General features: G+C 72.1%; 21 protein-coding genes and 1 tRNA gene. 16 read left to right on the forward strand and 6 right to left on the reverse strand.

Translation table 11 applies throughout. From position 1 onward, the window contains the following. Positions 1-61: 61 nt before the first annotated feature. Complete coding sequence (locus AC1VWI_RS11880; protein ID WP_499510941.1) at positions 62-913, forward strand: RecB family exonuclease; 852 nt, start codon at positions 62-64, stop codon at positions 911-913. A gap of 16 nt (positions 914-929) precedes the next feature. After that, on the forward strand, positions 930-1,601 hold the full coding sequence (locus tag AC1VWI_RS11885; protein WP_499510942.1) for a response regulator: 672 nt from the start codon (positions 930-932) through the stop codon (positions 1,599-1,601). A gap of 73 nt (positions 1,602-1,674) precedes the next feature. Here the strand turns inward: AC1VWI_RS11885 and AC1VWI_RS11890 are convergent, their stop codons facing one another. From AC1VWI_RS11890 to metH, 4 genes are all read right to left on the reverse strand, one after another. Further along, positions 1,675-3,273 (reverse strand): ABC transporter substrate-binding protein, encoded by a 1,599-nt coding sequence (locus tag AC1VWI_RS11890; RefSeq protein ID WP_499510943.1) that lies wholly within the window; start codon positions 3,271-3,273, stop codon positions 1,675-1,677. An 85-nt stretch (positions 3,274-3,358) separates the two neighbouring features. Further along, on the reverse strand, positions 3,359-4,951 hold the full coding sequence (locus AC1VWI_RS11895; protein WP_499510944.1) for an ABC transporter substrate-binding protein: 1,593 nt from the start codon (positions 4,949-4,951) through the stop codon (positions 3,359-3,361). Between the two features lie 384 nt (positions 4,952-5,335). Further along, the gene (locus AC1VWI_RS11900) at positions 5,336-6,037 is read right to left on the reverse strand and encodes an HAD family hydrolase (RefSeq protein WP_499510945.1); all 702 of its coding nucleotides are present in this window, start codon (positions 6,035-6,037) and stop codon (positions 5,336-5,338) included. Between the two features lie 118 nt (positions 6,038-6,155). Beyond that, positions 6,156-9,662, reverse strand: a complete 3,507-nt coding sequence (metH, locus tag AC1VWI_RS11905; protein WP_499510946.1) for a methionine synthase — start codon at positions 9,660-9,662, stop codon at positions 6,156-6,158. 231 nt (positions 9,663-9,893) lie between these two features. On the opposite strand from metH, the gene AC1VWI_RS11910 reads away from it, so the two are divergent. The 4 genes from AC1VWI_RS11910 (at position 9,894) to AC1VWI_RS11925 (ending at position 14,855) form a co-directional block, all read left to right on the forward strand. Next, positions 9,894-10,658 (forward strand): IclR family transcriptional regulator, encoded by a 765-nt coding sequence (locus AC1VWI_RS11910; RefSeq protein ID WP_499510947.1) that lies wholly within the window; start codon positions 9,894-9,896, stop codon positions 10,656-10,658. Between the two features lie 229 nt (positions 10,659-10,887). After that, positions 10,888-11,670, forward strand: a complete 783-nt coding sequence (locus AC1VWI_RS11915) for an MIP/aquaporin family protein (protein ID WP_499510948.1) — start codon at positions 10,888-10,890, stop codon at positions 11,668-11,670. A gap of 40 nt (positions 11,671-11,710) precedes the next feature. Further along, on the forward strand, positions 11,711-13,237 hold the full coding sequence (gene glpK / locus AC1VWI_RS11920; protein WP_499510949.1) for a glycerol kinase GlpK: 1,527 nt from the start codon (positions 11,711-11,713) through the stop codon (positions 13,235-13,237). Positions 13,238-13,244: 7 nt separating this feature from the next. Then, positions 13,245-14,855, forward strand: coding sequence for a glycerol-3-phosphate dehydrogenase/oxidase (locus tag AC1VWI_RS11925; RefSeq protein WP_499510950.1), 1,611 nt, complete (start codon positions 13,245-13,247; stop codon positions 14,853-14,855). 54 nt (positions 14,856-14,909) lie between these two features. On the opposite strand, the gene AC1VWI_RS11930 is transcribed toward AC1VWI_RS11925, so the two are convergent. Both AC1VWI_RS11930 and AC1VWI_RS11935 read right to left on the reverse strand, forming a co-directional pair. Then, positions 14,910-15,740 (reverse strand): isocitrate lyase/PEP mutase family protein, encoded by an 831-nt coding sequence (locus AC1VWI_RS11930; RefSeq protein ID WP_499510951.1) that lies wholly within the window; start codon positions 15,738-15,740, stop codon positions 14,910-14,912. Then, positions 15,737-16,462: an ArsR/SmtB family transcription factor gene (locus AC1VWI_RS11935; protein WP_499510952.1), complete on the reverse strand. Its 726-nt coding sequence runs from the start codon at positions 16,460-16,462 to the stop codon at positions 15,737-15,739. The genes AC1VWI_RS11930 and AC1VWI_RS11935 overlap by 4 nt, the downstream gene beginning before the upstream one ends. 134 nt (positions 16,463-16,596) lie before the next feature. Here AC1VWI_RS11935 and AC1VWI_RS11940 point away from each other — a divergent pair, with 134 nt between their 5' ends. From AC1VWI_RS11940 to AC1VWI_RS11985, 10 genes are all read left to right on the forward strand, one after another. Continuing rightward, positions 16,597-16,983, forward strand: a complete 387-nt coding sequence (locus tag AC1VWI_RS11940) for a GntR family transcriptional regulator (protein ID WP_499510953.1) — start codon at positions 16,597-16,599, stop codon at positions 16,981-16,983. Next, the gene (locus tag AC1VWI_RS11945) at positions 16,980-17,897 is read left to right on the forward strand and encodes an ABC transporter ATP-binding protein (RefSeq protein ID WP_499510954.1); all 918 of its coding nucleotides are present in this window, start codon (positions 16,980-16,982) and stop codon (positions 17,895-17,897) included. Before AC1VWI_RS11940 ends, AC1VWI_RS11945 begins: the two co-directional genes overlap by 4 nt. Continuing rightward, positions 17,894-18,769: an ABC-2 membrane transporter-related protein gene (locus AC1VWI_RS11950; protein ID WP_499510955.1), complete on the forward strand. Its 876-nt coding sequence runs from the start codon at positions 17,894-17,896 to the stop codon at positions 18,767-18,769. Before AC1VWI_RS11945 ends, AC1VWI_RS11950 begins: the two co-directional genes overlap by 4 nt. A gap of 54 nt (positions 18,770-18,823) precedes the next feature. Next, positions 18,824-19,591, forward strand: a complete 768-nt coding sequence (locus AC1VWI_RS11955; protein ID WP_499510956.1) for a nucleoside phosphorylase — start codon at positions 18,824-18,826, stop codon at positions 19,589-19,591. Then, positions 19,588-20,907, forward strand: coding sequence for an amidohydrolase (locus AC1VWI_RS11960; protein ID WP_499510957.1), 1,320 nt, complete (start codon positions 19,588-19,590; stop codon positions 20,905-20,907). The genes AC1VWI_RS11955 and AC1VWI_RS11960 overlap by 4 nt, the downstream gene beginning before the upstream one ends. After that, positions 20,904-21,527, forward strand: a complete 624-nt coding sequence (locus AC1VWI_RS11965) for a sulfite oxidase-like oxidoreductase (protein WP_499510958.1) — start codon at positions 20,904-20,906, stop codon at positions 21,525-21,527. The genes AC1VWI_RS11960 and AC1VWI_RS11965 overlap by 4 nt, the downstream gene beginning before the upstream one ends. After that, complete coding sequence (locus AC1VWI_RS11970) at positions 21,520-22,281, forward strand: ferredoxin reductase (protein ID WP_499510959.1); 762 nt, start codon at positions 21,520-21,522, stop codon at positions 22,279-22,281. Before AC1VWI_RS11965 ends, AC1VWI_RS11970 begins: the two co-directional genes overlap by 8 nt. A 65-nt stretch (positions 22,282-22,346) precedes the next feature. Beyond that, positions 22,347-22,420, forward strand: a tRNA-Pro gene (locus AC1VWI_RS11975). Positions 22,421-22,593: 173 nt separating this feature from the next. Then, entirely contained in the window at positions 22,594-23,265 is a 672-nt protein-coding gene (locus AC1VWI_RS11980) for a FadR/GntR family transcriptional regulator (RefSeq protein WP_499510960.1), read from the forward strand. A gap of 97 nt (positions 23,266-23,362) precedes the next feature. After that, the gene (locus AC1VWI_RS11985; protein WP_499510961.1) at positions 23,363-24,403 is read left to right on the forward strand and encodes a glycoside hydrolase family 18 protein; all 1,041 of its coding nucleotides are present in this window, start codon (positions 23,363-23,365) and stop codon (positions 24,401-24,403) included. The last annotated feature ends 13 nt before the right edge of the window (positions 24,404-24,416 follow it).

Below are 24,416 nucleotides of genomic sequence, written 5' to 3' on the forward strand. Positions count from 1 at the left end.
GGTATTGCCCGGTTGCGGGGACCCGACACCGGCTGTCGGCGCCACCCCGTAGGGTCCTGCCATGGGCACCAGCACCGAAGCCGTTCCTCCGAGGCCGCCGTCCTCCTTGTCGCCGTCGCGCGCCGCCGACTTCATGCGGTGTCCGCTGCTGTACCGGCTGCGGGTGATCGACAAGCTGCCGGAGAAGCCGAGCCAGGCCGCGACGCGGGGCACGGTGGTGCACGCGGTGCTGGAGCGCCTCTTCGACGTGCCGGCGACGGAGCGGACGGCGGACCGGGCCCGGGCTATGGTGCCGGGGCAGTGGCAGCGGTTGCTGGAGGAGCGTCCGGAGCTGTCGGAACTGTTCGCCGCGGCGGACGGCCAGGCGCTGGCGGAGTGGCTGGAGGAGGCGGCGCGGCTGGTCGAGCGGTGGTTCTCGCTGGAGGACCCGACGCGGCTGGAGCCGGCCGAGCGCGAGCTGTACGTGGAGACGGAGCTGGAGTCGGGGCTGACGCTGCGCGGTTACGTGGACCGGCTGGACGTCGCGGCGGCCTCGGGCGACCTGCGGGTGGTGGACTACAAGACCGGCCGGGCGCCGCGCCCCGAGTACGCGGACGAGGCGCTGTTCCAGATGAAGTTCTACGCGTTGGTGCTGTGGCGGCTGCGGGGCGTGGTGCCGCGCCGGCTGCAGTTGGTCTACCTGGGCAGCGGCGAGGTGCTGACGTACGACCCGTCGGAGGGTGAGCTGCGGGCGGTGGGCCGGAAGCTGGAGGCCCTGTGGGAGGCGATCACGCGGGCCACGGAGTCGGGTGACTGGCGGCCGCGGCCGAGCCGGTTGTGCGACTGGTGCGACCACCGGGCGGTGTGCCCCTCTTTCGGGGGGACTCCCCCACCGTATCCGCTGCCCGTGGTGGGGAAGAATGGGGAGTCCTGAGGGCGAAGGAGATCTTGTGGCTATTCGCGTCCTGTTGGTGGACGACCAGCCGCTGCTGCGTACGGGCTTCCGGATGATCCTGGAGGCCGAGGGCGACCTGGCGGTGGTCGGCGAGGCGGGGGACGGCCAGCAGGCCCTGGAGCAGGTGCGGGTGCTGCAGCCCGACGTGGTGCTGATGGACATCCGCATGCCGCGGATGGACGGGGTGGAGGCGACCCGGCAGATCACCGGGCCGGGCCGGGACGGTCCGGCGAAGGTGCTGGTGCTGACCACGTTCGATCTGGACGAGTACGTGGTGGAGGCGCTGCGTGCGGGGGCGAGCGGCTTCCTGCTGAAGGACGCTCCGGCGCACGAGCTGGTGCAGGCGATCCGGGTGGTCGCGGCGGGTGAGGCGATGCTCGCGCCGAGCATCACGCGGCGTCTGCTGGACAAGTACGCGGGGCGGCTGCCGTCGGGTGAGGAGCCGGTGCCGCAGGCGCTGCACACCCTCACCGAACGGGAGGTCGAGGTGCTGAAGCTGGTGGCGCGGGGCCTGTCGAACGCGGAGATCGCCGCGGAGCTGTTCGTGAGCGAGACAACGGTGAAGACCCACGTGGGGCATGTGCTGACGAAGCTGGCGCTGCGCGACCGGGTGCAGGCGGCGGTGTACGCGTACGAGAGCGGACTGGTGCGCCCCGGGGCGCAGTAGCGTCCCCGGGGCGTTCGTCGCGTCGTGGTCCGGGCCGGGTGGTCCATGCCGGGCAGCCCGGGCCGGGCGGCGGCTAGGAGGTCGAGGCGCCCTTCTGGATCTCCCAGAAGCGGAAGATGGTGGACGGGTCGAGGGTCCACTCCAGGCCGTTGATGTTGTCCTTGGACACCACGTACTGCTTGCCCTGCCACAGCGGGATGATCGGCACGTCGTCGGCGACGATGTCCTGGAGTTCCTCGAAGTCGGCGCTGGTCGCGGCGCGGCCGTCCTCGGCGGCGGTGCGCGGGATCAGCTCGCCGGTGATCTTCTTGTTGACGTAGTTGTTGGACAGCACGTTGCCGTCACCGAAGAACGGGGCGGTGAAGTTGTCCGGGTCCGGGTAGTCCGGCACCCAGCCGCGCACGTACACGGCGTACTTGCCGGCCTCGATGTCCTTGGCGTACCGGTCGGCGTCGGCGCTCTTGACGTCCACGTCGAACAGCCCGCTGTCGTTGAGCTGCTTGGCGATCGCCTTCAGCTCCGCCACCGTGCCCGGCCCGAACCGCACCGGCGTCGCCCACAGCGTGAACGACACCTTGCTCGTGATCCCCGCCTGCGCCAGCACGGCCTGCGCCCCGGCCCGGTCGCCGCCCTCGCCGTAGCGGTCGAAGAACGCGGTGTTGTGACCGGTGATACCGGCCGGCACGATCGAGTACAGCGGGGTCGCGGTGCGCTGGTAGACGTCCCGGATGAACGCCTTGCGGTCGATCAGATAGGCCACCGCGCGCCGCACGGCCTTGTCGCCCACCACCGGGTCCTTGAGGTTGAACACCAGGTGCTGGACCTCGGCGCCGGTGCCCTCCACGACCTGGATCCCGGTGTCGCCGGCTATCGAACTGGCCTGCAGCGAGGCGATATCGGCCGAGTCAAGACCACGGTAGGCCAGGTCCACCGACCCGTCCTCCACCGCCTTCTTCAGCGCCGGCTCGTCACCGAAGAACTTCATCGTCATGCCGGAGTTACGGATCTGCGCCGTGCCCCGGTAGTCCCCGTTGACCGAGAACACCGCCTGCTTGCCGGCCTCGTAGGAGTCCAGCTTGTACGGGCCGGAACCGGTCGCCTTGTCGTCCGTGCGGAGCTTGTCCGCCGGGTACTGCGTGTGGTCCACGATCGACCCCGCACCCGAGGCGATCTTCATCGGGAACGTCGCGTCGGAGTACTTCAGGTGGAACACCACCCGCTCCGGCGAGGGCGTGTCGATCGTCTTGATCGCGTCCAGCAGCACCGCCGGACCGTTCTCGTCATTGATCTTGATGGTGCGCTCGAAGGAGTACTTCACGTCCTGCGACGTCAGCGCCTCGCCGTTGCTGAACTTCAGACCCTGCCGCAGCGTGCAGTCGAAGGTCTTGCTTTCCGCGTCGGTGAACTTGCAGCTCTCCGCGGCCTCGGGCTCGGGCTTGGTGGCGCCCCTGGGGAAGCTGAGCAGCGACTGGAAGACGTTGTTGAACACGATCCAGGAACCGACGTCATAGCCGGCGGCGGGATCGACCGCGGTCACCTTGTCCGTGATCCCCATCGTGAGGGGCTCTCCGGAGGCCTCGCCGTCCGACCCTCCCGTACCGCAGCCGGCGACCACGACCGCCGTCAAGGTCGCGGAGAGCGGGAGCGCCAGTCGCTGGACTCGATTCCTCACGAGACTTCCCTCACAGCTTCGTCGTACGGGGCCGGCCCCGGCCGGGCGGACCGGGGGGAATTCCCGGGTCCGCCCAGCGGGTGGCTCATCCTGTCACACCGCGACCAATCTCCCAGAACTGGGCGGTCGAGGAGGAATTGAGGAACCATTCGGTTCCGGTGATGCCGTCGCGGCTGGCGACGTACTGCTTGTCCTGGTACAGCGGGATCATCGGGAGGTCCTGCGCCAGGATGTTCTGGATCTGCGAGAAGTCCTTGTCCGTCTTGCTGCGGTCCGCGGACTGGCGGGTGGCCGGCAGGAGCGAGTTCTTGATGTTCCCGGCCCCGTAGTTGAGGTCGAGGAAACCTTCCGCGAAGAACGGCGCGATGTAGGTGTCGGCGTCCGGGAAGTCGGGGAGCCAGCTGAGCGAGTACGCGGCCCACTTGCCCTTGACGGCGCCCGGCAGGAAGGTCTTCCAGGGGCTGCCCTTGAGGGTCACGTCGAACAGGCCGGTGGCGTCGAGCTGCTTCTTCACGTTCTCGGCCTCCTCCTTGTTCGGGGTGGCCGGGCGGTCCGTCGGGTAGGAGTAGGTGATCTTGACCGGGGTGCTGATGCCCGCGGAGGACAGCACCTCGGCGGCCTTGTTCCGGTTGGGCTCGCCGTACACGTTGAAGTACGAGTTGGTGTGGCCGGTGATGCCGGTCGGGACGGCGCCGAACAGCGGGGAGGCGGTGCGGCCCGTCACGTCGCGGGTGAGGGTGTCACGGTCGATGACGCGCGCGATGGCCTCACGGACGGCCTCGGGCTTCACGGACGGGTCGTCGACGTTGAAGAACATGTAGCGGACCGAACCACCCGGGGTCTCGGTCAGCTTGACGTTCTCGACCGTGCCCTGCTCGACCGCGTTGATCTGGTCCGGCGTGAGGGTGCGGTTCACCACGTCGACTTCGCCGTCGGTGAGCGCCTTCATCATCTCCTTCGCGGAGGCGAAGAAGCGGACCTCGATCTTGTCGTTGCTGCGGTTGCTGACCAGGCCCTTGTAGTTCGGGTTCGCGCTGAGGACGGCCTTGCCGTCCTCCCACGAGTCGAGCTTGTAGGGGCCGGAGCCCTCCATCTTCAGGCCGTTGAGCGGCTGGGTGGCGCTGTAGACCTCGCTGTCGACGATGGCCGCGGCCGGGGTCGCCAGCCGGTACGGGAACGTCGCGTCGGAGGCCTTGAGGTGGAAGACGACGGTCTTCGGGTCCTGGGCCTCGACGCTGTCGATGTTCGCGAGGAGGCTGGAGGGGCCGAAGTCGCTCTTGATCTTCAGCACACGGTCGACGGAGAACTTGACGTCCTCCGAGGTGAGGTCGTGGCCGTTGGCGAACTTCAGGCCGTCCCGCAGCGTGCAGCGGTACACCTCCGACTTGGTGTCGGTGAAGCCGCAGGACTTGGCGGCGTCCGGCTCGGGGGTGGTGGAGCTGCGCGAGTAACCGAGCAGCATCTGGAAGGTGTTGTTGAAGAAGCTGTACGTGCCACCGTCGTACGAGGTGGCCGGGTCCACGGGAGAGGGCAGCTCGTCGGACACTTCGATGTGGTCCGTCGTGCCGATGACGACCGCGTCACCGCCACCGCCACCGCCGGTCGAGTCACCGCACCCGGCGAGTACGGGCGCGGCGAGGCCCAGCAGGGCCGGCAGCACCAGTAGCTTGCGATTCATCCTCGTTGTTCTCCCTCTTCCGGCCCTCGGCCGTGCAGTGTTGAGCGGGGCGACGATACCCGTAATTGCTGGGGACCGGCATTCCGGTGGACCGCCCCCGAACACGGAGAAGTTGAGCCCGCGTCACGGGCGGATAACAAGGAGCGCCGTACCGATATCCGGACAGCGGAACGAACAACCCGCCGCTCCGCAATCCGGACACAACCACCCCGACCGCACCGCGTTTTGACGGACCGAAGCACGTCCGGCGCGCGCTGTCGACAGCCGTCGACGTGAAAAGTATCACGTCTCGGCGTACTGGCCGGTAAACAATTCGGCGCTCCGAATCGTCACGGAAAATAGCCGGGCAAACGCCCAGAGTTTCCACTCAATTCACGGCGACGCTCAGTGAACGGACGTAATCAGAGAGCGCAGAAAAGGCACGTCGACCCGTTCCAGGGAGGTCACCACGGTCCGCCCGGGGGCAGGTGCGATGGCGGCGATCGACGGGACGGCCACGACCTGGCAGCCGGCGGCCTCGGCGGCCTCGACCCCGGTGGGGGTGTCCTCGACGACCACGCACCGCGCCGGGTCCGCGCCCAGCCGTGCCGCGGCCGTCAGGTACGGGTCGGGGTGCGGCTTGGTCCGCTCGATCTCGTCCCCGGCGAGGGAGAAGGCGAAGTGGTGGGAGCCGAGGGAGAGCATGACGGCGTCGATGATGCGCCGGTGGGAGGCGGAGACCAGGGCGGCGGGCACCCCGTGCGCGGCCAGTTCGGTGAGCAGGCGCTGGGCACCCGGCATCAGCGGCACTCCGCGGCCGATGAGCTCGACGAAACGCAGGTTGATCAGCGCGGACAGCTCGGCGAGCGTGGCGTCCGTCCCGGTGACCGAGATGAGGTGTCCGAGGCTGCGGGTCATGGGACCGCCGACGACGACCTCACGGTGGGTGTCGTCGAGCACGTGGCCGAGCTCCGCGAAGACCTCGACCTCCGCGTTCCACCAGAAACCCTCGGTGTCGACCAACGTGCCGTCCATGTCCAGGAGCACGGCCTGCAGGCCTGCCTCCCGGGCCGGCCGGATCTCGGTGGCGGGAATACCGCTCGTCATGCGCCCCACTCCTCTGCGTTCAGGGGGCACAAAGGCCGGTCGCCTCGCGCCCGGGTGGTGGGGGCGTGCGACCGGCCAGGTGCCGTATCGGACCGTCCAGTGTACGACGTACGTCCGACTACCGCGCGTTGAAGTACTTGGCCTCCGGGTGATGGATGACGATCGCGTCGGTGGACTGCTCCGGATGGAGCTGGAACTCCTCCGACAGCCGGACCCCGATCCGCTCGGGCTCCAGCAGCTCCGCGATCTTGGCCCGGTCCTCCAGGTCGGGGCAGGCGCCGTAGCCCAGTGAGAAGCGGGCGCCCCGGTACTTCAGGGCGAACATGTCCTCCATCGCGGCCGGGTCCTCCGCGGCGAAGCCGAGCTCGGCGCGGACCCGGGCGTGCCAGTACTCGGCCAGGGCCTCGGCGAGCTGGACGGACAGGCCGTGCAGCTCGAGGTAGTCGCGGTAGGCGTCGGCGGCGAACAGCTCGTTGGCCGCCTCGGAGATCCGGTTGCCGACGGTGACGACCTGCAGGCCGACCACGTCGGTCTCGCCGGACTCCTCGGGACGGAAGAAGTCGGCCAGGCACAGCCGGCGGCCGCGGCGCTGGCGCGGGAAGGTGAACCGGGTCCGCTCGGTGCCGTCCTCGTGGAGGATGATCAGGTCGTCGCCCTTGGACACGCAAGGGAAGTAGCCCTGGACGACGGCGGCCTCGAGCAGTCCCTCGCTCTGCAGGCGGTCCAGCAGCCCGCGCAGCCGCGGACGGCCCTCGGTCTCCACCAGCTCCTCGTAGCTGGGGCCGCCGGTGCGGGACTGCTTGAGCCCCCACTGGCCCTTGAACAGGGCGCCCTCGTCCAGCCAGGACGCGTAGTCCTTGAGCGGGATGCCCTTGACGACGCGGGAGCCCCAGAACGGCGGGGTGGGCACCGGGTTGTCGACGGCGACGTCGGAGCGGATCTGGCCCCGGTTCTCCTCGGGCTCGGGCACGACGCCCGCGCGGGCGGCCACCCGGCGCTGCTTCAGCTCGGGGAGGGTGGCGCCGGGCACGCCGCGCTTGACGGCGATGAGGGCGTCCATCAGGCGCAGTCCCTCGAAGGCGTCGCGGGCGTAGCGGACCTCGCCCTGGTAGAGCTCGTGGAGGTCCTGCTCGACGTAGGCCCGGGTGAGGGCGGCGCCGCCGAGGATGACCGGGTAGGTGGCGGCGAGGCCGCGCTGGTTCAGCTCCTCCAGGTTCTCCTTCATGATCACCGTGGACTTCACCAGCAGGCCGGACATGCCGATGACGTCGGCGGAGTGCTCGTGCGCGGCGTCGAGGATCGCCGAGACGGGCTGCTTGATGCCGAGGTTGACGACGTTGTAGCCGTTGTTGGACAGGATGATGTCCACCAGGTTCTTGCCGATGTCGTGGACGTCGCCGCGGACGGTGGCCAGCACGATGGTGCCCTTGCCGGAGGCGTCGGACTTCTCCATGTGCGGTTCGAGGTGGGCGACGGCGGTCTTCATCACCTCGGCCGACTGCAGGACGAACGGCAGCTGCATCTGGCCGGAGCCGAAGAGCTCGCCGACGACCTTCATGCCCTCCAGGAGGGTGTCGTTGACGATCTCGAGGGCGGGACGCGAGGTCAGGGCCTCGTCCAGGTCGGCCTCCAGGCCGTTCTTCTCGCCGTCGATGATGCGCCGCTGCAGGCGCTCCTCCAGCGGCAGCGCGGCCAGTTCCTCGGCCCGGCCGGCCTTGACGGACTTGGTGTCGACGCCCTCGAAGAGCTCCAGGAAGCGCTGCAGCGGGTCGTAGCCCTCGCGGCGCCGGTCGTACACCAGGTCCAGGGCGACCTCGCGCTGCTCCTCGGGGATGCGGGCGATCGGCGAGATCTTGGAGGCGTGCACGATCGCCGAGTCCAGGCCGGCCTCGACGCACTCGTGGAGGAAGACCGAGTTGAGCACCATGCGGGCGGCCGGGTTGAGGCCGAAGGAGATGTTGGACAGCCCGAGCGTGGTCTGCACCTGGGGGTGGCGGCGCTTGAGTTCGCGGATCGCCTCGATGGTGGCGATGCCGTCCTTGCGGGACTCCTCCTGGCCGGTGGCGATGGTGAAGGTCAGGCAGTCGACGATGATGTCGCCCTCGTCGATGCCCCAGTTGCCGGTCAGGTCCGCGATGAGCCGCTCGGCGACGGCAACCTTGCTCTCGGGGGTACGGGCCTGGCCCTCCTCGTCGATGGTGAGGGCGATCAGGGCGGCGCCGTGTTCCGCGGCGAGGCGGGTGGTGCGGGCGAAGCGGGAGTCGGGGCCGTCGCCGTCCTCGTAGTTGACGGAGTTGATCACGGCGCGGCCGCCGAGCTTCTCCAGGCCCGCGCGGAGCACCTCGGGCTCGGTGGAGTCCAGCACGATCGGCAGGGTGGAGGCGGTGGCCAGGCGTCCGGCGATCTCGTTCATGTCGGCGACGCCGTCGCGGCCGACGTAGTCGACGCACAGGTCGAGCAGGTGGGCGCCCTCGCGGATCTGCTCGCGGGCCATCTCCACGCAGTCGTCCCAGCGGCCGTCCAGCATGGCCTCGCGGAACTTCTTGGAGCCGTTGGCGTTGGTGCGCTCGCCGATGGCCAGGTACGAGGTGTCCTGGCGGAAGGGGACGGTCTGGTAGAGCGAGGAGGCGCCCGGCTCGGGGCGCGGCGCGCGCGGGGTGATCTCGTGGCCGCGGACGCGTTCGACGACCTGGCGCAGGTGCTCGGGGGTGGTGCCGCAGCAGCCGCCGACCAGGGAGAGCCCGTACTCGCGGACGAAGGCCTCCTGGGCGTCGGCCAGGCCCTCGGGGTCGAGCGGGAAGTGGGCGCCGTCCTTGCCGAGGATGGGCAGTCCCGCGTTCGGCATGCAGGACAGCCCGATGCGGGCGTGGCGGGCGAGGTAGCGCAGGTGCTCGCTCATCTCGGCGGGGCCGGTGGAGCAGTTCAGGCCGATGGTGTCGATGCCGAGCGGCTCCAGCGCAGTCAGCGCGGCGCCGATCTCGGAGCCCAGCAGCATCGTGCCGGTGGTCTCGACGGCGACCTGGACGAAGAGCGGCAGGTCGAGTCCGGCCTCGGAGAGCGCCTGCTTGGTGCCGAGCACGGCGGCCTTGATCTGCAGCAGGTCCTGGCAGGTCTCGACGAGCAGGGCGTCGGCGCCGCCGGAAACGAGGCCGGCGGCGTTGTGCCGGAAGCCGTCCTTGAGGACGGCGTAGTCGATGTGCCCGAGCGTGGGCAGCTTGGTGCCGGGCCCGATGGAGCCGATGACCCAGCGCTGCCGGCCGTCCGCGGCGGTGAACTCGTCGGCGACCTCACGGGCGATCCGGGCGCCGGCCTCGGACAGCTCGAAGATCCGGTCGGCGATGTCGTACTCGCCGAGGGCGGAGAAGTTGGCGCCGAAGGTGTTGGTCTCCACGCAGTCCACGCCGACGGCGAAGTACTCGCGGTGGACGGAGGCGACGATGTCGGGGCGGGAGACGTTGAGGACCTCGTTGCAGCCCTCGTGCCCCTGGAAGTCGTCGAGGGTGGGATTCTGCGCCTGGAGCATCGTGCCCATCGCCCCGTCTGCGACGACCACCCGGGTCGCCAGGGCCTCTCGCAGTGCTGCGCCTCGGGCACCGCTGTTGGACGGAAGGGACGGCTGGGCCATGGGTGTGCTCCCTGGAGTGCGACGGCTGTCGGCTTGGTGTGCGCCGGTGCTGCTGGTACACACCAGGCCAGCCTAGCCAAGACCCCGGATTCCGCCGCGGGGCATTCCGAGGGGCGGACGGCGGTGCCACACTCTTCTCTGGGATGATGACGGTCGGCATCGTCTGACAGCGTTCAGCATTGTCGAACCTGCCATCTCGGCGTTTGGTCGTTCCTTACGGAGGGGTTGTTCATGCCAGGTCCCATCCAGTCGCTCGCCAGGGCGGCCGCGATCCTGCGCCTGCTGGCCGGCGGCGAGCGCAGGCTCGGCCTGTCGGACGTGGCCTCCTCCCTGGGCCTGGCGAAGGGCACGGCGCACGGCATCCTGCGCACGCTGCAGCAGGAGGGCTTCGTCGAGCAGGACCCGGTCTCGGGCCGTTATCAGCTGGGGGCCGAGCTGCTGCGGCTGGGCAACAGCTACCTGGACGTGCACGAGCTGCGGGCCCGCGCCCTGGTGTGGACCGACGACCTGGCCCGCTCCAGCGGCGAGGCGGTCTACCTGGGCGTGCTGCACCAGCAGGGGGTGCTCATCGTCCACCACGTCTTCCGCCCGGACGACAGCCGTCAGGTGCTGGAGGTCGGGGCGATGCACCCGCTCCACAGCAGCGCGCTGGGCAAGGTGCTCTCGGCCTACGACCCGGTGGCGCACGGCGAGGCGGTCGAGCTGAAGCGGGAGCAGCTGACCGCGCGCACGATCACCGGGGACGCGGACTTCGAGGGTGTGCTGGACCTCACCCGCGCACGGGGCTGGGGCTCGGACCTGGAGGAGACCTGGGACGGGGTGGCGTCCATCGCCGCCCCCATCCACGACCGGCACCGCATGCCCGTGGGCGCGGTGGCCGTCACCGGGGCGGTCGAACGGGTCTGCGCGGACGGCGAGATCCGGCCGCAGCTGGTCGCGGCGGTGCGGGACTGCGCCAGGGCGGTCTCCCGTGACCTGGGCGCCGGCCGCTTCTGACGCCGGCCGGGACCCGACTCGGAGACCTTTCCGCAACCTGACGAACCCTTGACGCGCGTGGTTGCGCAGGAGAACACTCTCGTTCGACGGTCGACATTGTCGAACACCAGCCGACGGAGTCGGTAAGGTGGACGTAACCGTGGGACCGCCGAGGGCCTGGTGACAGGCCCACGAACTCCGGAACGGGACCGGAGTTCGCCTTCCCCTGGACGAAGGACAAAGGAGTCGCATGTCCAGCGAGCACATCTTCATCGGCGAGACCATCGGTACCGCTGTTCTGATCCTCCTCGGCGGCGGCGTCTGCGCGGCCGTCACCCTCAAGAGCTCCAAGGCCCGCAACGCCGGCTGGGTGGCCATCACCTTCGGTTGGGGTTTCGCGGTCCTGGCCGGCGCCTACATCTCCGGTTCCCTCTCCGGCGCCCATCTGAACCCGGCCGTCACGATCGGCCTCGCGGTCGACAGTGGCGAGTGGAGCAAGGTCCCGGTCTACCTGGCCGGCCAGATGCTCGGCGCGATGATCGGCGCGACCCTGGTGTGGATCACCTATTACGGCCAGTTCCAGGCCCACCTGACGGACGCCGAGATCACCGGCGGTCCGGGGGCGCAGGCCACCGCGGCGGCCGAGAAGCAGACCACGGGCCCCGGCCCGGTGCTGGGCATATTCTCCACCGGCCCCGAGATCCGCAACGTCGCGCAGAACCTCGCCACGGAGATCATCGGCACCTTCGTCCTGGTGCTGTTCATCCTGACCCTCGGCCTCACCAAGGGCCTCGCGGTCTCCGGTACCGGCACCCTGATGGTCGCACTGGTCGTCGTCGGCATCGGCCTCTCGCTCGGCGGGCCGACCGGGTACGCCATCAACCCCGCACGCGACCTCGGTCCGCGCATCGTGCACGCACTGCTGCCGCTGCCCAACAAGGGTGGCTCCGACTGGCGCTACGCCTGGATACCCGTCGTCGGCCCGATCGTGGGTTCGGTCCTCGCGGCCGGCCTCTACAAGATCGCATTCTGAGAAGCAGCCCCCGACATCCCAAGGACCTGAGGAGCACACCGTGACCGACGCCCACACCACAGGCCCGTTCATCGCGGCCATCGACCAGGGCACCACGTCATCGCGCTGCATCATCTTCGACAAGGACGGCCGGATCGTCTCGGTCGGGCAGAAGGAGCACGAGCAGATCTTCCCCAAGCCGGGGTGGGTCGAGCACGACGCCGCCGAGATCTGGAGGAACGTCCAGGAGGTCGTCGAGGAGGCCGTCAGCAAGGCCGGCATCACCTCCGCCGACGTCAAGGCGATCGGCATCACCAACCAGCGCGAGACCACCGTCCTGTGGGACAAGAACACCGGCGAGCCGGTGCACAACGCCCTGGTCTGGCAGGACACCCGTACCGACGCCCTGTGCAAGGAGCTCGGCCGCAACGTCGGCCAGGACCGCTTCCGCCGCGAGACCGGCCTGCCGCTGGCCTCGTACTTCGCCGGCCCGAAGATCCGCTGGCTGCTCGACAACGTCGAGGGCCTGCGCGAGCGCGCCGAGGCCGGCGAGATCCTCTTCGGCACCATGGACAGCTGGGTGATCTGGAACCTCACCGGCGGGGTCAACGGCGGACACCACGTCACCGACGTGACCAACGCCTCCCGCACGCTGCTGATGAACCTGCACACCCTCGACTGGGACCACAAGATCCTGGAGTCGATCGGCGTGCCCGCCGCGGTGCTGCCGGAGATCCGCTCCTCCGCCGAGGTGTACGGCACGGCCGCCTCCGGCGCCCTGGCCGGCGTGCCGGTCGCGTCCGCGCTCGGCGACCAGCAGGCGGCCCTGTTCGGCCAGACCTGCTACTCCGAGGGCGAGGCCAAGTCCACCTACGGCACCGGCACCTTCCTGCTGATGAACACCGGCGAGAAGCCGATCAACAGCTACAACGGCCTGATCACCACCGTCGGCTACCGCATCGGCGACCAGAAGCCGGTGTACGCCCTGGAGGGCTCGATCGCGGTCACCGGCTCGCTGGTGCAGTGGATGCGCGACCAGATGGGCCTGATCAAGACCGCGGCCGAGATCGAGACCCTGGCCCTGTCGGTCGAGGACAACGGCGGCGCCTACTTCGTGCCCGCCTTCTCCGGTCTGTTCGCCCCGTACTGGCGCTCCGACGCCCGCGGTGTGATCGCCGGCCTCACCCGGTACGTCACCAAGGCCCACATCGCCCGCGCCGTGCTGGAGGCGACCGCCTGGCAGACCAGGGAGATCGTCGACGCCATGACCAAGGACTCGGGCGTGGAGCTCACCGCGCTCAAGGTCGACGGCGGCATGACCGCCAACAACCTGCTGATGCAGACCCTCGCCGACTTCCTGGACGCGCCCGTCGTGCGTCCGCTGGTCGCAGAGACCACCTGCCTGGGCGCGGCCTACGCCGCCGGTCTGGCCGTGGGCTTCTGGTCGGACACCGACGAACTGCGCGCCAACTGGCGCCGGGCCGCCGAATGGACCCCCCGCATGGACGCCGACGTCCGCGACCGCGAGTACAAGGACTGGCTCAAGGCCGTCGAGCGGACCATGGGCTGGATCGAAGAGGAGAAGTGAACCGATCATGACCACCCTGCAGCGCGTCCCGGCCCTCGGGACGCGTCCGACCGCCGGCCGTAACCCGGGCCGCGCCGAGACCCGGGAACTGCTGAGCCGCGCCACCTACGACCTGCTGGTCATCGGCGGCGGCATCCTGGGCACCTCCGTGGCCTGGCACGCCGCGCAGTCGGGGCTGCGGGTCGCGATGGTGGACGCCGGCGACTTCGCCGGCGCCACCAGCTCCGCCTCCTCCAAGCTCGTCCACGGCGGTCTGCGCTACCTGCAGACCGGCGCGGTCAAGCTGGTGGCGGAGAACCACATGGAACGGCGGGTCCTGGCCAGGGACGTGGCTCCGCACCTGGTCAACCCGCTCACCTTCCACCTGCCGGTCTACCGGGGCGGCCCGGTCGGCGCCGCCAAGCTCGGGGCGGGGGTCTTCGCCTACTCGGCGCTGTCCGCCTTCGGCGACGGGGTCGGCCGGATCATCTCCCCGGCCAGGGCGGCGGCCGCCAACCCCGCCCTGCGCACGGAGAACCTCAAGGCCGTCGCGGTCTACTACGACCACCAGATGAACGACTCGCGGATGGCGGTCATGACGGTGCGCGCCGCCGTCGAGGCGGGCGCCGTCGTCCTCAACCACGCCGAGGTCACCGGTCTGCGCTTCACCCACGGCCGGGTCACCGGCGCCGACCTGAAGGACCGCCTGGACGGCAGCGAGTTCGGCGTCGACGCGCGGCTGGTGCTCAACGCGACCGGCCCGTGGGTCGACCACCTGCGGCGGATGGAAGACAAGGGCGCCGCCCCCAGCATCCGGCTGTCCAAGGGCGCCCACATCGTCCTGAAGCGCAAGGCCCCGTGGCGGGCCGCCATGGCCACCCCCATCGACAAGTACCGCATCACGTTCGCCCTGCCGTGGGAGGACCAGCTGCTGCTGGGCACCACCGACGAGGAGTACACCGGCGACCCGGCCGACGTGCGGGCCACCGAGGCCGACATCACGCAGATCCTGGACGAGGCCGGCCACTCGGTGCGCGACGAGCACCTGTCCCGCGACCTGATCACCTACGCCTTCGCGGGCCTGCGGGTGCTGCCCGGCGGCCCCGGCGGCGTGGAGAAGGCCAAGCGCGAGACCGTCGTCACCGAGGGCAGCGGCGGCATGCTGTCGGTGGCGGGCGGCAAGTGGACGACGTACCGGCACATCGGCCGCACCGTGATGGCCAAGCTCGCCAAGCTGCCCGGCGGTCCGCTGAACGAGGACATGGAGCCGCTGGACCACCTGCCCAGGCGGGTCCCGCTGCCGGGTGTCGCCAACCCCAACGCGGTCGCCCACCGGCTGCTGGTCGACCGGGAGCCGGGGCGGCGCCTGGACCCGCTGACGGCACGCCACCTCGCCACCCACTACGGCGCGCTGTCCTTCGACATCGCCCGGCTGGTCAACGAGGACCCGGCGCTCGGGGAGCGGATCCACCCCGACGGCCCGGAGATCTGGGCCCAGGTCGTGTACGCCCGCGACCACGAGTGGGCGCAGACGGCGGACGACGTGCTGCGTCGCCGCACCACCGTGACGGTGCGCGGCCTGGACACCGCGGACGTCCGGGAGCGGGTCGAGTCGCTGCTGGCCGGCCGGCGCGACTGACACCCCCGACCCGTGGGCCCGGGCGCCCCGGGGTGAGCGGCAGGACCTCCCCGCTCACCCCGGACGCCCGGGCCGCCGCGTCTCCACCGGCGCGTAGGCGGCCGCGAGGTCCTGGGCGTCGGCATACGAGGGCAGTCCCGCCGGGAGCGGTGTGCCGCGCTCGGCGTGCCCGGCGGTCTCCACGGCGGCGTGGAGCGCGGCGCGGAAGAGCAGCGAGCCGGTGCTGACCCGGCTCACCCCGAGTGCGGCAAGGCGCGGCAGTCCGGGGCCGCCCGGCGGGAGCAGGACGTTGAGCGGGGCACCGAGGTCGGCCGCGAGCGCGGTGATGACGCTCTCGTCCGCCAGGCCGGGCACGAAGATCCCGTCGGCGCCGGCGGCGAGGTAGGCGGTGGCACGGCGGCGGGTCGCGTCCTGCGGGTCCTCCCCCGCGGTGCCCAGCCAGTAGGTGTCGGTGCGGGCGTTGACGAAGAGCCCCGGGGCGGTGCGTTTGACCGCGGCGATGAGCTCGCACTGCGCGGCGGGGTCGGTCAGGCCCGCTCCGCCGGGGCGGCCGTCCTCGATGTTGACGCCCGCGACGCCCAGCCGTTCGAGGCCGGCGGCGAGTTCGGCGACGTCCTCGGGCGTGGAGCCGAAGCCCCCTTCGATGTCGACGCTGACCAGGACGGGCAGCCGGACGAGGTCGCGGGCGAGCCACAGGGTCGTCTCGCGGGTGGCGCCGGCCGCGTCCGGCAGTCCCGCCGCGGCGGCGACGCCCAGGCTGGTGGTGCCGATCGCGGGGAAGCCGCGGGCGGCGAGGGCGGCCGCGGAGGCGCGGTCCCAGGCATTGGGCAGGAAGAGCGGGCGCCCGGCCCGGTGGAGGGCGCGGAAGGCCTCGAAGCGGTTCATGGGGTGGGTGCCTCCAGGGCGTCGGGCGCGATGCCCAGGTGGGTGTGGAGGGCCGTGCGGCCCCGCGCGGTGAGCTTGACGGCGCGGCCGCTGCCGATGCGCACGCACCAGCCGGACGCGAGGGCGTGCCCGCACAGTGCGGCCCCGGCGACACCCGCCAGGTGCGGGCGGCGCTCCGTCCAGTCCAGGCAGGGCCTGGCGAGCGGACGGCGGCCGGTGCGTGCGGCGGCCAGGTCGACGCCGAGCCCGGTGAACCACTCCACGCCCTCGTCGGTGAGGGCGAAGCCGGTGCTCTGCCGGAGCAGTCCGCGGTCGGTCATGGCGTCCGTGACGAGGATGCCCAGGCGTCCCGCGAGGTGGTCGTAGCAGGTCCGGGCGCGGGCCATGGCGCTCCCGGCGCCCGCCTGCCCGAGGGTGCGGGGCGCGGCGGGCGGCGGCCCGGCGTGCGCGGCGAGGTCCTCGACGAGCTGCGCGGTACGGGCGTCGGCGAGGCGTACGTAGCGGTGGCGGCCCTGGCGCTCCTCGGTGAGCAGCCCGCCCGCGACGAGCCGGCCGAGGTGCTCGCTGGCGGTCGAGGGCGCCACTCCGGCGTGGCGGGCCAGCTCCCCCGCGGTCCAGGCCCGGCCGTCGAGCAGCGCCAGGCACATCGCGGCCCGCGTCTCGTCGGCGAGCAGTGCCGCGAGGGCGGCGAGGGCACTTCCCGCGTGGTCGTTTCGCACCATGTCCCCAGCATGGCCCCCGGACGTTTCGGCGCACGCCGAAGCGTCCCGGCCGGCCGCCGCCGCCCGCGGCTTGACAGGACGTCAGTCCAGACCCCACCCTTTCACCACTTGCTTAGTGAAAGGGTGTTTCGCGCATGGTCGAGTTCCGCATCGACCGCCGCAGCGGTGTCGCCACGTACCTCCAGATCGTCCAGCAGACCAAACAGGCCCTGCGGCTGGGCCTGCTGGAGCCCGGCGACCGGCTGCCGACGGCCCGCGAGGTCGTCGAGGCGACCGCCGTCAACCCCAACACCGTGCTCAAGGCCTACCGCGAACTGGAGCGCGAGGGCCTGGTGGAGGCGCGCCGGGGCCTGGGCACCTTCGTCCAGAAGTCGCTGGGCGCCGGCCCGGCCGACTCGCCGCTCGCGGGCGAACTGACCGACTGGATGCGCCGCGCGCGTACCGCCGGGCTCGACCGCGAGGACGCCGCGGCGCTGTTCCACTCCGTGCTCGACCAGGAGTTCTCCGAGGGGGAGAGATGAATCAGGAAGCGGCCGCCGTCGAGGCGGCCGGGCTCGGTCTGCGGTACGCGTGGGGACGGGACCCCGTGCTGCGGGACTGTTCCTTCCGGCTGCCGGCCGGCCGGATCTGCGCGCTCGTCGGGCCCAACGGCGCGGGCAAGTCGACACTGCTCGCGCTGGCCGCGGGACTGCTGCGGCCCACCGAGGGGGAGCTGCGCGTGTGGGGTACGACCCCCGGCGCGGCCCGCACGCGGCTCGCCTACGTCGCCCAGGACAAGCCGCTCCACCCGCAGCTCACCGTGGCGGCGACGCTGCGGCTCGGCGCCGAGCTCAACCCGGGCCACTGGGACCGGGAGGCCGCCGAACGCGTCGCGTACGGCGGCGGCCTGACGCCCCGCGACCGCGTCCGTGCCCTGTCGGGAGGCCAGCGCACCCGCGTCGCGCTCGCCCTGGCCCTGGGCAAGCGGGCCGAACTGCTGCTCCTGGACGAGCCGATGGCCGACCTCGACCCGCTCGCCCGCCACGAGCTGACCGGCGCCCTCATGGCCACGGCGGCCGAGCGCGGTACGACCATCGTGATCTCCTCGCACGTCGTCGCCGAACTCGACGGCGTCTGCGACCACCTGCTGCTCCTCGGCGAGGGCCGGGTCCGCCTGGCCGGCGACACCGACGACCTGCTGGCCGCACACCGCCGCGTCACCGGCACCGGCGGGGACCTCGGCCCGCACACCGTCGTCGAGGAACACGCCAACGGGCGCGGACGCACCGCGCTGGTCCGCCCCCGCGGAGCGCTGGAGGACGGCGGCGACTGGCTGGTGGAGGAACCCACCCTCGAGGAACTGGTCCTCGCCCATCTGCGCAACCCCGGGGCGCCCGCCCTGCTCACCGCCGACGCCACGCCCGCACCCGTGTCCCGCCAGGAGGCCGTCGTATGACCGCCGTCGCCCCGTCGCCGCGCCCGCCCGTCCTGCCCGGCCTGACCCGGTCGGTGGTGCGCCTGCACCGCGTGGCCCTGTGGCTGTGGACCGCCTTCGTGGCGGCCGGATCCGGCTGGCTGCTTCGCGCCCTGTGGCTGAGCGCGGGGGACCCGCGGTACGACCCCGCCTGCGCCCCGCGCTGCGTCGACCCGGAGCCGTTCGACGCCTACGTCCCCCTCCACCTGCAGGGCCGCCTGATGGCGCTCCTTCCGCTCGCGGTCGCGGTGTTCGCCGGTGGCGCCCTCGTCGGCCGGGAACTGGAGCGGGGGACCGCCGCGCTCGCCTGGGTCCAGTCGGTCACCCCCACGCGCTGGCTCGCCGCCAAGCTCGCCGTACCGGCCCTGCTGCTGACCGGCGGCACGACCGGCCTGACGCTGCTCTTCCGGTGGGTGTGGAGCACGGGCCACCCGCAGGACCGCCCCGGCTGGTACGAGAACGACATCTTCCTCTCCACCGGCCCGGTCCTGGTCGCACACGTGCTGCTCGCCCTGGTTCTGGGCGCGCTGGCAGGGATGCTGATGCGGCGCACGCTCAGCGGACTGGGCCTGGCCTTCTTCGGCACCTCCCTCGTGCTCGTCACGGCGGGGCTGTACCGCTCCGCGCTGTGGCCGAAGGTCCGGACCGGCCTGTCACACCTCGGTGCCACGGACTGGACGGCGGAACGCGTGGACAAGCCCGTCGACGGCGTCGGGTTCGGGGATGCGCAGGCGCTCGTCCACCCCGCCTCGCACTACTGGCCCCTGCAGCTCGTCGAGACCGGCATCGTGCTGGCCCTGGCCGCCCTCGCCTGCTGGGCCTGCTTCGCGCTGCTCCGGCGTCGGACGGCCTGAGCCGGGGTCCTAAGGTGATCCGCACAGCATCGTCCCGCCCGGCCCGGAGGCCCGATGACCACGGATCAGCTGCCCATCTCCCGCATCCCGCGCTCCGGGCTGCCCGCCCACGCGGTCGTCGTGGGCGACCCGGCGCGGGCGGCGGAGGTGGCCTCCCTGCTCACGGACCCGCGTGAGGTGTCGCACCACCGCGAGTACCGCACCTTCACCGGTGCATGGAAGGGCACCCCCGTCGTGGTGTCCTCGCACGGGGTCGGCGGGCCGGGGGCGATGTGCCTGTTCCAGGAGCTGGCGGACGCCGGCGTCGTGACGATCCTGCGCCTCGGCACGGCGGGCGCCATCCGCGCCGGGATAGGGGACGGCGACCTGGTGATCGCCGAGGCCGCGGTGCGGGACGACGGGGTCACCCAGCAGTTGCTGCCGCCGGAGTACCCGGCGTTCGCGGCGCCGGAGGCGGTGCTGGCGCTGCAGCGGGCGGCACGTGCGGAGGGGGCGCCGCACCACCGGGGCGTGGTGTGGACGCGTGCGGCCTTCCAGCCGGGTTTCCTGCCGCTGCCCGGCGCGGCGTACGCGGCGGCCGGGATCGCCGCGATCGAGATGGAGCTGTCGGCCCTGCTTGTGCTGGCCTCGACGCGCGGCCTGGTGGCCGGCGGCGCGCTCGTCGTCGACGGCGCCAACGCCGACGACCTGGTCGACGTGGAGGCCACCGGCGGCTACGACCCGCACCGGGCGGTGGTCGCCGAGGGGGTCGCCCGCGGCAGCCGGGTAACGTTGGACGCCTTGCATCTGCTGGCCACCGAGTACGGAAGCGACGAGAAGTGAGCGCTCAGGACGCCGATCTGCTGGTGCACGGCGGCGATGTGCTGACCGTCGACGCGGCGGGCACCGTCGTGCCCGGCGGCGCGGTCGCCGTCCGGGACGGCGAGATCCTCGCCGTGGGTCCGACGGCGCAGGTGCGCGCGGCGTACCGGGCCGCCGAGGACATCGACGCCTCGGGGTGCCTGGTGCTCCCCGGGCTGGTCAACACGCACACCCACCTGGCGATGACCCTGCTGCGGGGCTGCGCCGACGACGTCGACCTGCAGGAGTTCCTGGCCCGGGTGATCCCCCGCGAGGCCGAGCTGCTGTCGCCGCGGGCGGTGGCCGCGGGGGTGCGGGTGGCCGTGGCGGAGAGCGTACGGGCCGGGGTCACCACAGGCCTGGACATGTACTGGTTCCACGAGGCCGCCGAGGAGGCCGCGCGGGCCGCGGGCTGGCGGCTGCTGGCCGGCCCGACCTTCATGGACGTGCCCGGGCCGCCGGACGGCCGGCCGTACGGCGACCGCATGGCCTGGGCCGCGGCCGACCTGGCCGCGCGGACCGGCCGGGCGCCGGGCACCCGCCCGGTGGTCTTCGCGCACAGCGCCTACACCCTCGACCCCGAGCAGCTCGTCGCGATCACCACGCTCGCCCGCGAGCACGGCGCGCTGCTGCACGTCCACGCGGCGGAGAACGCGGCCGAGGTCGCGATGGTGGCCGGGGCGCACGGCAAGCGGCCGGTCGAGCTGCTGGACTCCCTCGGTGTCCTCGGGCCCGACGTGCTGCTGGCGCACGCCGTGGACCTGACCGACGACGAGATCGCCGCCCTGGCCAGGACCGGCACGTCCGTCGCGCACTGCCCGGTCTCCAACCTGAAGCTGGGCTGCGGCATCGCCCGCGTCCCGGAGCTGCTGGCCGCCGGGGTCACCGTCGGCCTCGGCACCGACGGTGTGGTGAGCTCCAACACCCTCGACGTCCTGGGCGCGGTGCGGACCGCCGCCCTGGTGCACAAGGCCGCAGGCGACCCGACCGCCGTCGGCGCGGAACAGGCGGTGCGGATGGCGACGATCGAGGCCGCCCGCGCGCTGGGCCTCGCCGACCACCTCGGCTCCCTGGAGCCGGGCAAGCGCGCCGACCTGGCCGTCCTCGACCTCGGCGGGCCGCACCTCACGCCGCGCCACGACCCCTGGTCGATGCTGGCGTACGCGGCCGCGGCCGCGGACGTACGGGACACCGTCGTCGACGGCCGGGTCCTCATGCGCGACCGTGTGCTGCTCACCCTCGACGAACCGGCCGCGCTGCGCGAGCTGGAGGAGCTCGAGCTGGAGCACCCCGCATGACCTCGGCCGTCGAACCCACCCGCGGCTTCACCGGGCGCAGCCGCGCCGCCGACCGCGACCCGCGGCTGCCGCCCGGCCAGTACGACGCCCGCGACACGTGGCCGGTCCTGTCCGCAGAGGTCACGCCCACGATCGCGGCCGGGGCCTGGACGTTCCGGGTGGACGGGCTGGTGGACCGCCCGCACACCTGGGACTGGGACGCGGCCCACGCGCTGCCCGGCTCCGCGTACCGGGGCGACATCCACTGCGTGACCGGCTGGTCCAAGTTCGGCGTGCGCTTCGGCGGGGTGTCGGTCGACGCCTTCCTGGAGGCCGCGCGCCCCTCCCCCGCCGCCACCCACGTCGTCGCCTGGTCCCACACCGGCTACGCCGCCAACCTGCCGCTCGCGGACGTCACCGGCGGCCGCGCCTGGATCGTCTGGGAGTACGACGGGGCGCCGCTCGCCCCCGAGCACGGCGGCCCGGCCCGGCTGATCGTCCCGCACCTGTACTTCTGGAAGAGCACCAAGTGGATCGCGGGCCTGCGCCTGCTCGACCACGACGAGTCGGGCTTCTGGGAGCAGAACGGCTACCACCACCGGGGCGACCCCTGGCAGGAGCAGCGCTACGCCCATGACTGACCTCGCCAACCCAGCTCCCGCCCCCGCGTTCGTCCCGCCGGCCCGGTTCGCCGTGCCCGGCCGCATCGCGGTCCCCGAGGCCGCCTCCTCGGTCTGGCGGCGCGCGGTGATCACACGGATCCGCCGCGAGACCCCGCGCACGTCCACCTTCCGGCTCGCGGTGCCCGGCTGGGCGGGCCACCTGCCCGGCCAGTACCTGACGCTGCGCCTCACGGCCCCCGACGGCTACACGGCGCAGCGCAACTACTCGGTCGCCTCCGCCCCCGACGGTTCCGGCCACATCGAGCTGACCCTCGACCACGTGGCCGGCGGCGAGGTGTCCGGGCACCTGCACACCGTCGCCCGGCCGGGCGACACGGTCGAGGTCCGCGGCCCGCACAGCGGCTTCTTCGCCTGGACGGGGGACCATCCGGCGCTGCTGCTGGGCGCCGGATCGGGAGTGGTCCCGCTGATGTCGATGGTGCGCCACCGCCGGCTGCGCGGCCTGGACGTGCCGCTGCGGCTGATCGTCTCGGCCCGCACCCGCGAGGACCTGATCTACGCCGCCGAGTACGGCCCGGAGACGACCGTGCTGCTCACCCGGGCCGAGGGCCGCCTCACCGCCGCCCACCTGGCCCCGCACCTCGCGGAGCCGCCACCGGGCGGCTGGGAGGCGTACGTCTGCGGCGGCAACGGTTTCGCCGAGCACGCCTCGCGTCTGCTGGCGGCCGCCGGACAGCCGCTGGACCGGATCCGCATCGAGCGATTCGGCTGATCAGCGAGGTTCGGGTATCCTCCTCTGTACGTGATCTTCCGGGGCGACGCCCCGGGGAACGTCACCGGGACGTGGCGCAGCTTGGTAGCGCACTTGACTGGGGGTCAAGGGGTCGCAGGTTCAAATCCTGTCGTCCCGACGGTGATTTCGCAGGCCAAAGGCCGTGTCCGCAGCAGCGGGCACGGCTTTTCGGCGTTCCGCGGGACGGGCGTCGCGGGAGCAGCGGATCAGACCTCCGCAGAAGGCCCCGGCTCTCGGGCCGTGCGGGCATAATGGCCCGATACATCGGATGTCCGGGGAGGCGAGGGGCTCATGGCGGTCACCGACGAGGCGATCGAGAAGATCAAGGGGATGATCGTCTCCGGCGCGCTGCGGCCCGGCGACCGGCTCCCCAAGGAGAGCGAACTGGCCGCGGAGCTCGGGCTGTCGCGCAATTCCCTGCGCGAGGCGGTCCGCGCGCTGTCCCTGATCAGGATCCTGGACGTACGGCAGGGCGACGGCACCTACGTCACCAGCCTGGACCCGCAGTTGCTGCTGGAGGCGCTGAGTTTCGTGGTGGACTTCCACCGCGACGACACCGTCCTGGAGTTCCTCGCGGTGCGCCGCATCCTGGAGCCCGCGGCCACCGCGATGGCGGCGGCGCGCATCGCCGAGTCCCAGCTGGACGTGCTGACCGAGCAGTTGGAGGCGCTGGGGACGGCGCCGTCGGTGGAGGAACTGGTCGCGTGCGACCTGGAGTTCCACCGCGGCATCGTCCAGGCCTCGGGCAACTCGGTGCTGTGCTCGCTGCTGGACGGGCTGTCCGGGCCGACCACGCGGGCCCGGATCTGGCGCGGGCTGACGCAGGAGGACGCGGTGAGCCGCACCCTGCACGAGCACCGCGCGATCCTGGCGGCCCTGCGGGACCGGGACGCGGAGGCGGCTCGGTCCTGGGCGACGGTGCACGTCGCGAGCGTGGAGCAGTGGCTGCGGTCCACGCTCTGAGGCCCGGCGGGTCCCCGCGGGATCCCGCCGGCGGGCGAACCGCCCCGAGCCCGGGTGCGTCCGGTCATTCGTCAGAGTGATCGAAAAGAGGGATCGGATGAATCCACGCCTCCGGCTGCGCCTGCGCCGCCCCTCGGCCCGTACGCTGCGCCGCGGCGCGCTGCTGGTCGTGCTCGCCGTCCTGCTCCCGGTGCTCGCCGCCGGGGTCGCCCTGCGCCTGGAGTACGCCGGCGACCCCTCCGGCGCCGGCGCCAACCGCGACCGGAACGCGGTGTGGCTCGGGCACGCCTGGGTCGACGGCAGCCGCGACGACGCCGACCTCGAGACGCTGGCCCGGGAGTTGCGCGGCAGCGGCACCCGGGACCTGTACGTGCACACCGGGCCCCTGGAGTTCGACGGCCGCCTCGACGCGGCCCTCTACCCGGGAGCGCGGGACATGATCCGCCGGATCCACACCGCACTGCCCGGGGTGCGCGTCCAGGCGTGGCTCGGCCAGGTCCTGTCGCACGACGGTTCCGAGGGCCTGCACCTGGACGACGCCGCGACCCGCGCCCGGGTACGGGACAGCGCAGCCCAGGTCCTGACGGCCGGGTTCGACGGGGTCCACCTGGACCTGGAGCCGATGTACTCCGACGACGAGGGCTTCCTCTCGCTGCTGGACTCGGTGCACCGGCTCACCGCCGCCCGCGGCGTGCCGCTGTCGGTGGCGACGCACCAGATCGACCCGCTGCCCTCCATGCACTCGGTGAGCGGCGCGCTGTTCCACCACCCCAAGTGGTGGTCGCAGCGGTACTTCGGGCAGGTGGCCCGGCGCGTGGACCAGGTTGCGATGATGACCTACGACACCGCCCTCCCCCTGGAGGGCCTCTACGGAGGCTACGTGGCCCAGCAGACCGCCCTCGCCCTGGAGGTGACGCCGCCGGGCACCGACCTGCTCGTGGGCCTGCCCGGGTACCACACGAACAACCTGGGCCGGCACGCCTGGGCCGAGACGGTCACGGCCGCCGTGCGCGGCGCCCGGCTCGGCCTCGCCCGCGAGGCGCCCACCCGTGAGCGCTTCGGTCTCGCCCTGTACGTCGACTTCGCCGCCACGCCGGCGGACTGGGCCGCGTACCGCTCGGCGTGGAGCGGTGGCTGACCGGACGCGTACG

Source organism: Streptomyces sp. TOM-9 (assembly GCF_056858595.1).

What these genes read in the sequence shown, in the direction of transcription:
- AC1VWI_RS11880 (WP_499510941.1), top strand. Translation starts at nt 62, where the DNA reads ATGGGCACCAGCACCGAAGCCGTTCCTCCGAGGCCGCCGTCCTCCTTG.
- AC1VWI_RS11895 (WP_499510944.1), bottom strand. Translation starts at nt 4,951, where the DNA reads ATGAATCGCAAGCTACTGGTGCTGCCGGCCCTGCTGGGCCTCGCCGCG.
- AC1VWI_RS11900 (WP_499510945.1), bottom strand. Translation starts at nt 6,037, where the DNA reads ATGACGAGCGGTATTCCCGCCACCGAGATCCGGCCGGCCCGGGAGGCA.
- metH (WP_499510946.1), bottom strand. Translation starts at nt 9,662, where the DNA reads ATGGCCCAGCCGTCCCTTCCGTCCAACAGCGGTGCCCGAGGCGCAGCA.
- AC1VWI_RS11910 (WP_499510947.1), top strand. Translation starts at nt 9,894, where the DNA reads ATGCCAGGTCCCATCCAGTCGCTCGCCAGGGCGGCCGCGATCCTGCGC.
- AC1VWI_RS11915 (WP_499510948.1), top strand. Translation starts at nt 10,888, where the DNA reads ATGTCCAGCGAGCACATCTTCATCGGCGAGACCATCGGTACCGCTGTT.
- AC1VWI_RS11925 (WP_499510950.1), top strand. Translation starts at nt 13,245, where the DNA reads ATGACCACCCTGCAGCGCGTCCCGGCCCTCGGGACGCGTCCGACCGCC.
- AC1VWI_RS11930 (WP_499510951.1), bottom strand. Translation starts at nt 15,740, where the DNA reads ATGAACCGCTTCGAGGCCTTCCGCGCCCTCCACCGGGCCGGGCGCCCG.
- AC1VWI_RS11935 (WP_499510952.1), bottom strand. Translation starts at nt 16,462, where the DNA reads ATGGTGCGAAACGACCACGCGGGAAGTGCCCTCGCCGCCCTCGCGGCA.
- AC1VWI_RS11940 (WP_499510953.1), top strand. Translation starts at nt 16,597, where the DNA reads ATGGTCGAGTTCCGCATCGACCGCCGCAGCGGTGTCGCCACGTACCTC.
- AC1VWI_RS11945 (WP_499510954.1), top strand. Translation starts at nt 16,980, where the DNA reads ATGAATCAGGAAGCGGCCGCCGTCGAGGCGGCCGGGCTCGGTCTGCGG.
- AC1VWI_RS11950 (WP_499510955.1), top strand. Translation starts at nt 17,894, where the DNA reads ATGACCGCCGTCGCCCCGTCGCCGCGCCCGCCCGTCCTGCCCGGCCTG.
- AC1VWI_RS11955 (WP_499510956.1), top strand. Translation starts at nt 18,824, where the DNA reads ATGACCACGGATCAGCTGCCCATCTCCCGCATCCCGCGCTCCGGGCTG.
- AC1VWI_RS11965 (WP_499510958.1), top strand. Translation starts at nt 20,904, where the DNA reads ATGACCTCGGCCGTCGAACCCACCCGCGGCTTCACCGGGCGCAGCCGC.
- AC1VWI_RS11970 (WP_499510959.1), top strand. Translation starts at nt 21,520, where the DNA reads ATGACTGACCTCGCCAACCCAGCTCCCGCCCCCGCGTTCGTCCCGCCG.
- AC1VWI_RS11980 (WP_499510960.1), top strand. Translation starts at nt 22,594, where the DNA reads ATGGCGGTCACCGACGAGGCGATCGAGAAGATCAAGGGGATGATCGTC.
- AC1VWI_RS11985 (WP_499510961.1), top strand. Translation starts at nt 23,363, where the DNA reads ATGAATCCACGCCTCCGGCTGCGCCTGCGCCGCCCCTCGGCCCGTACG.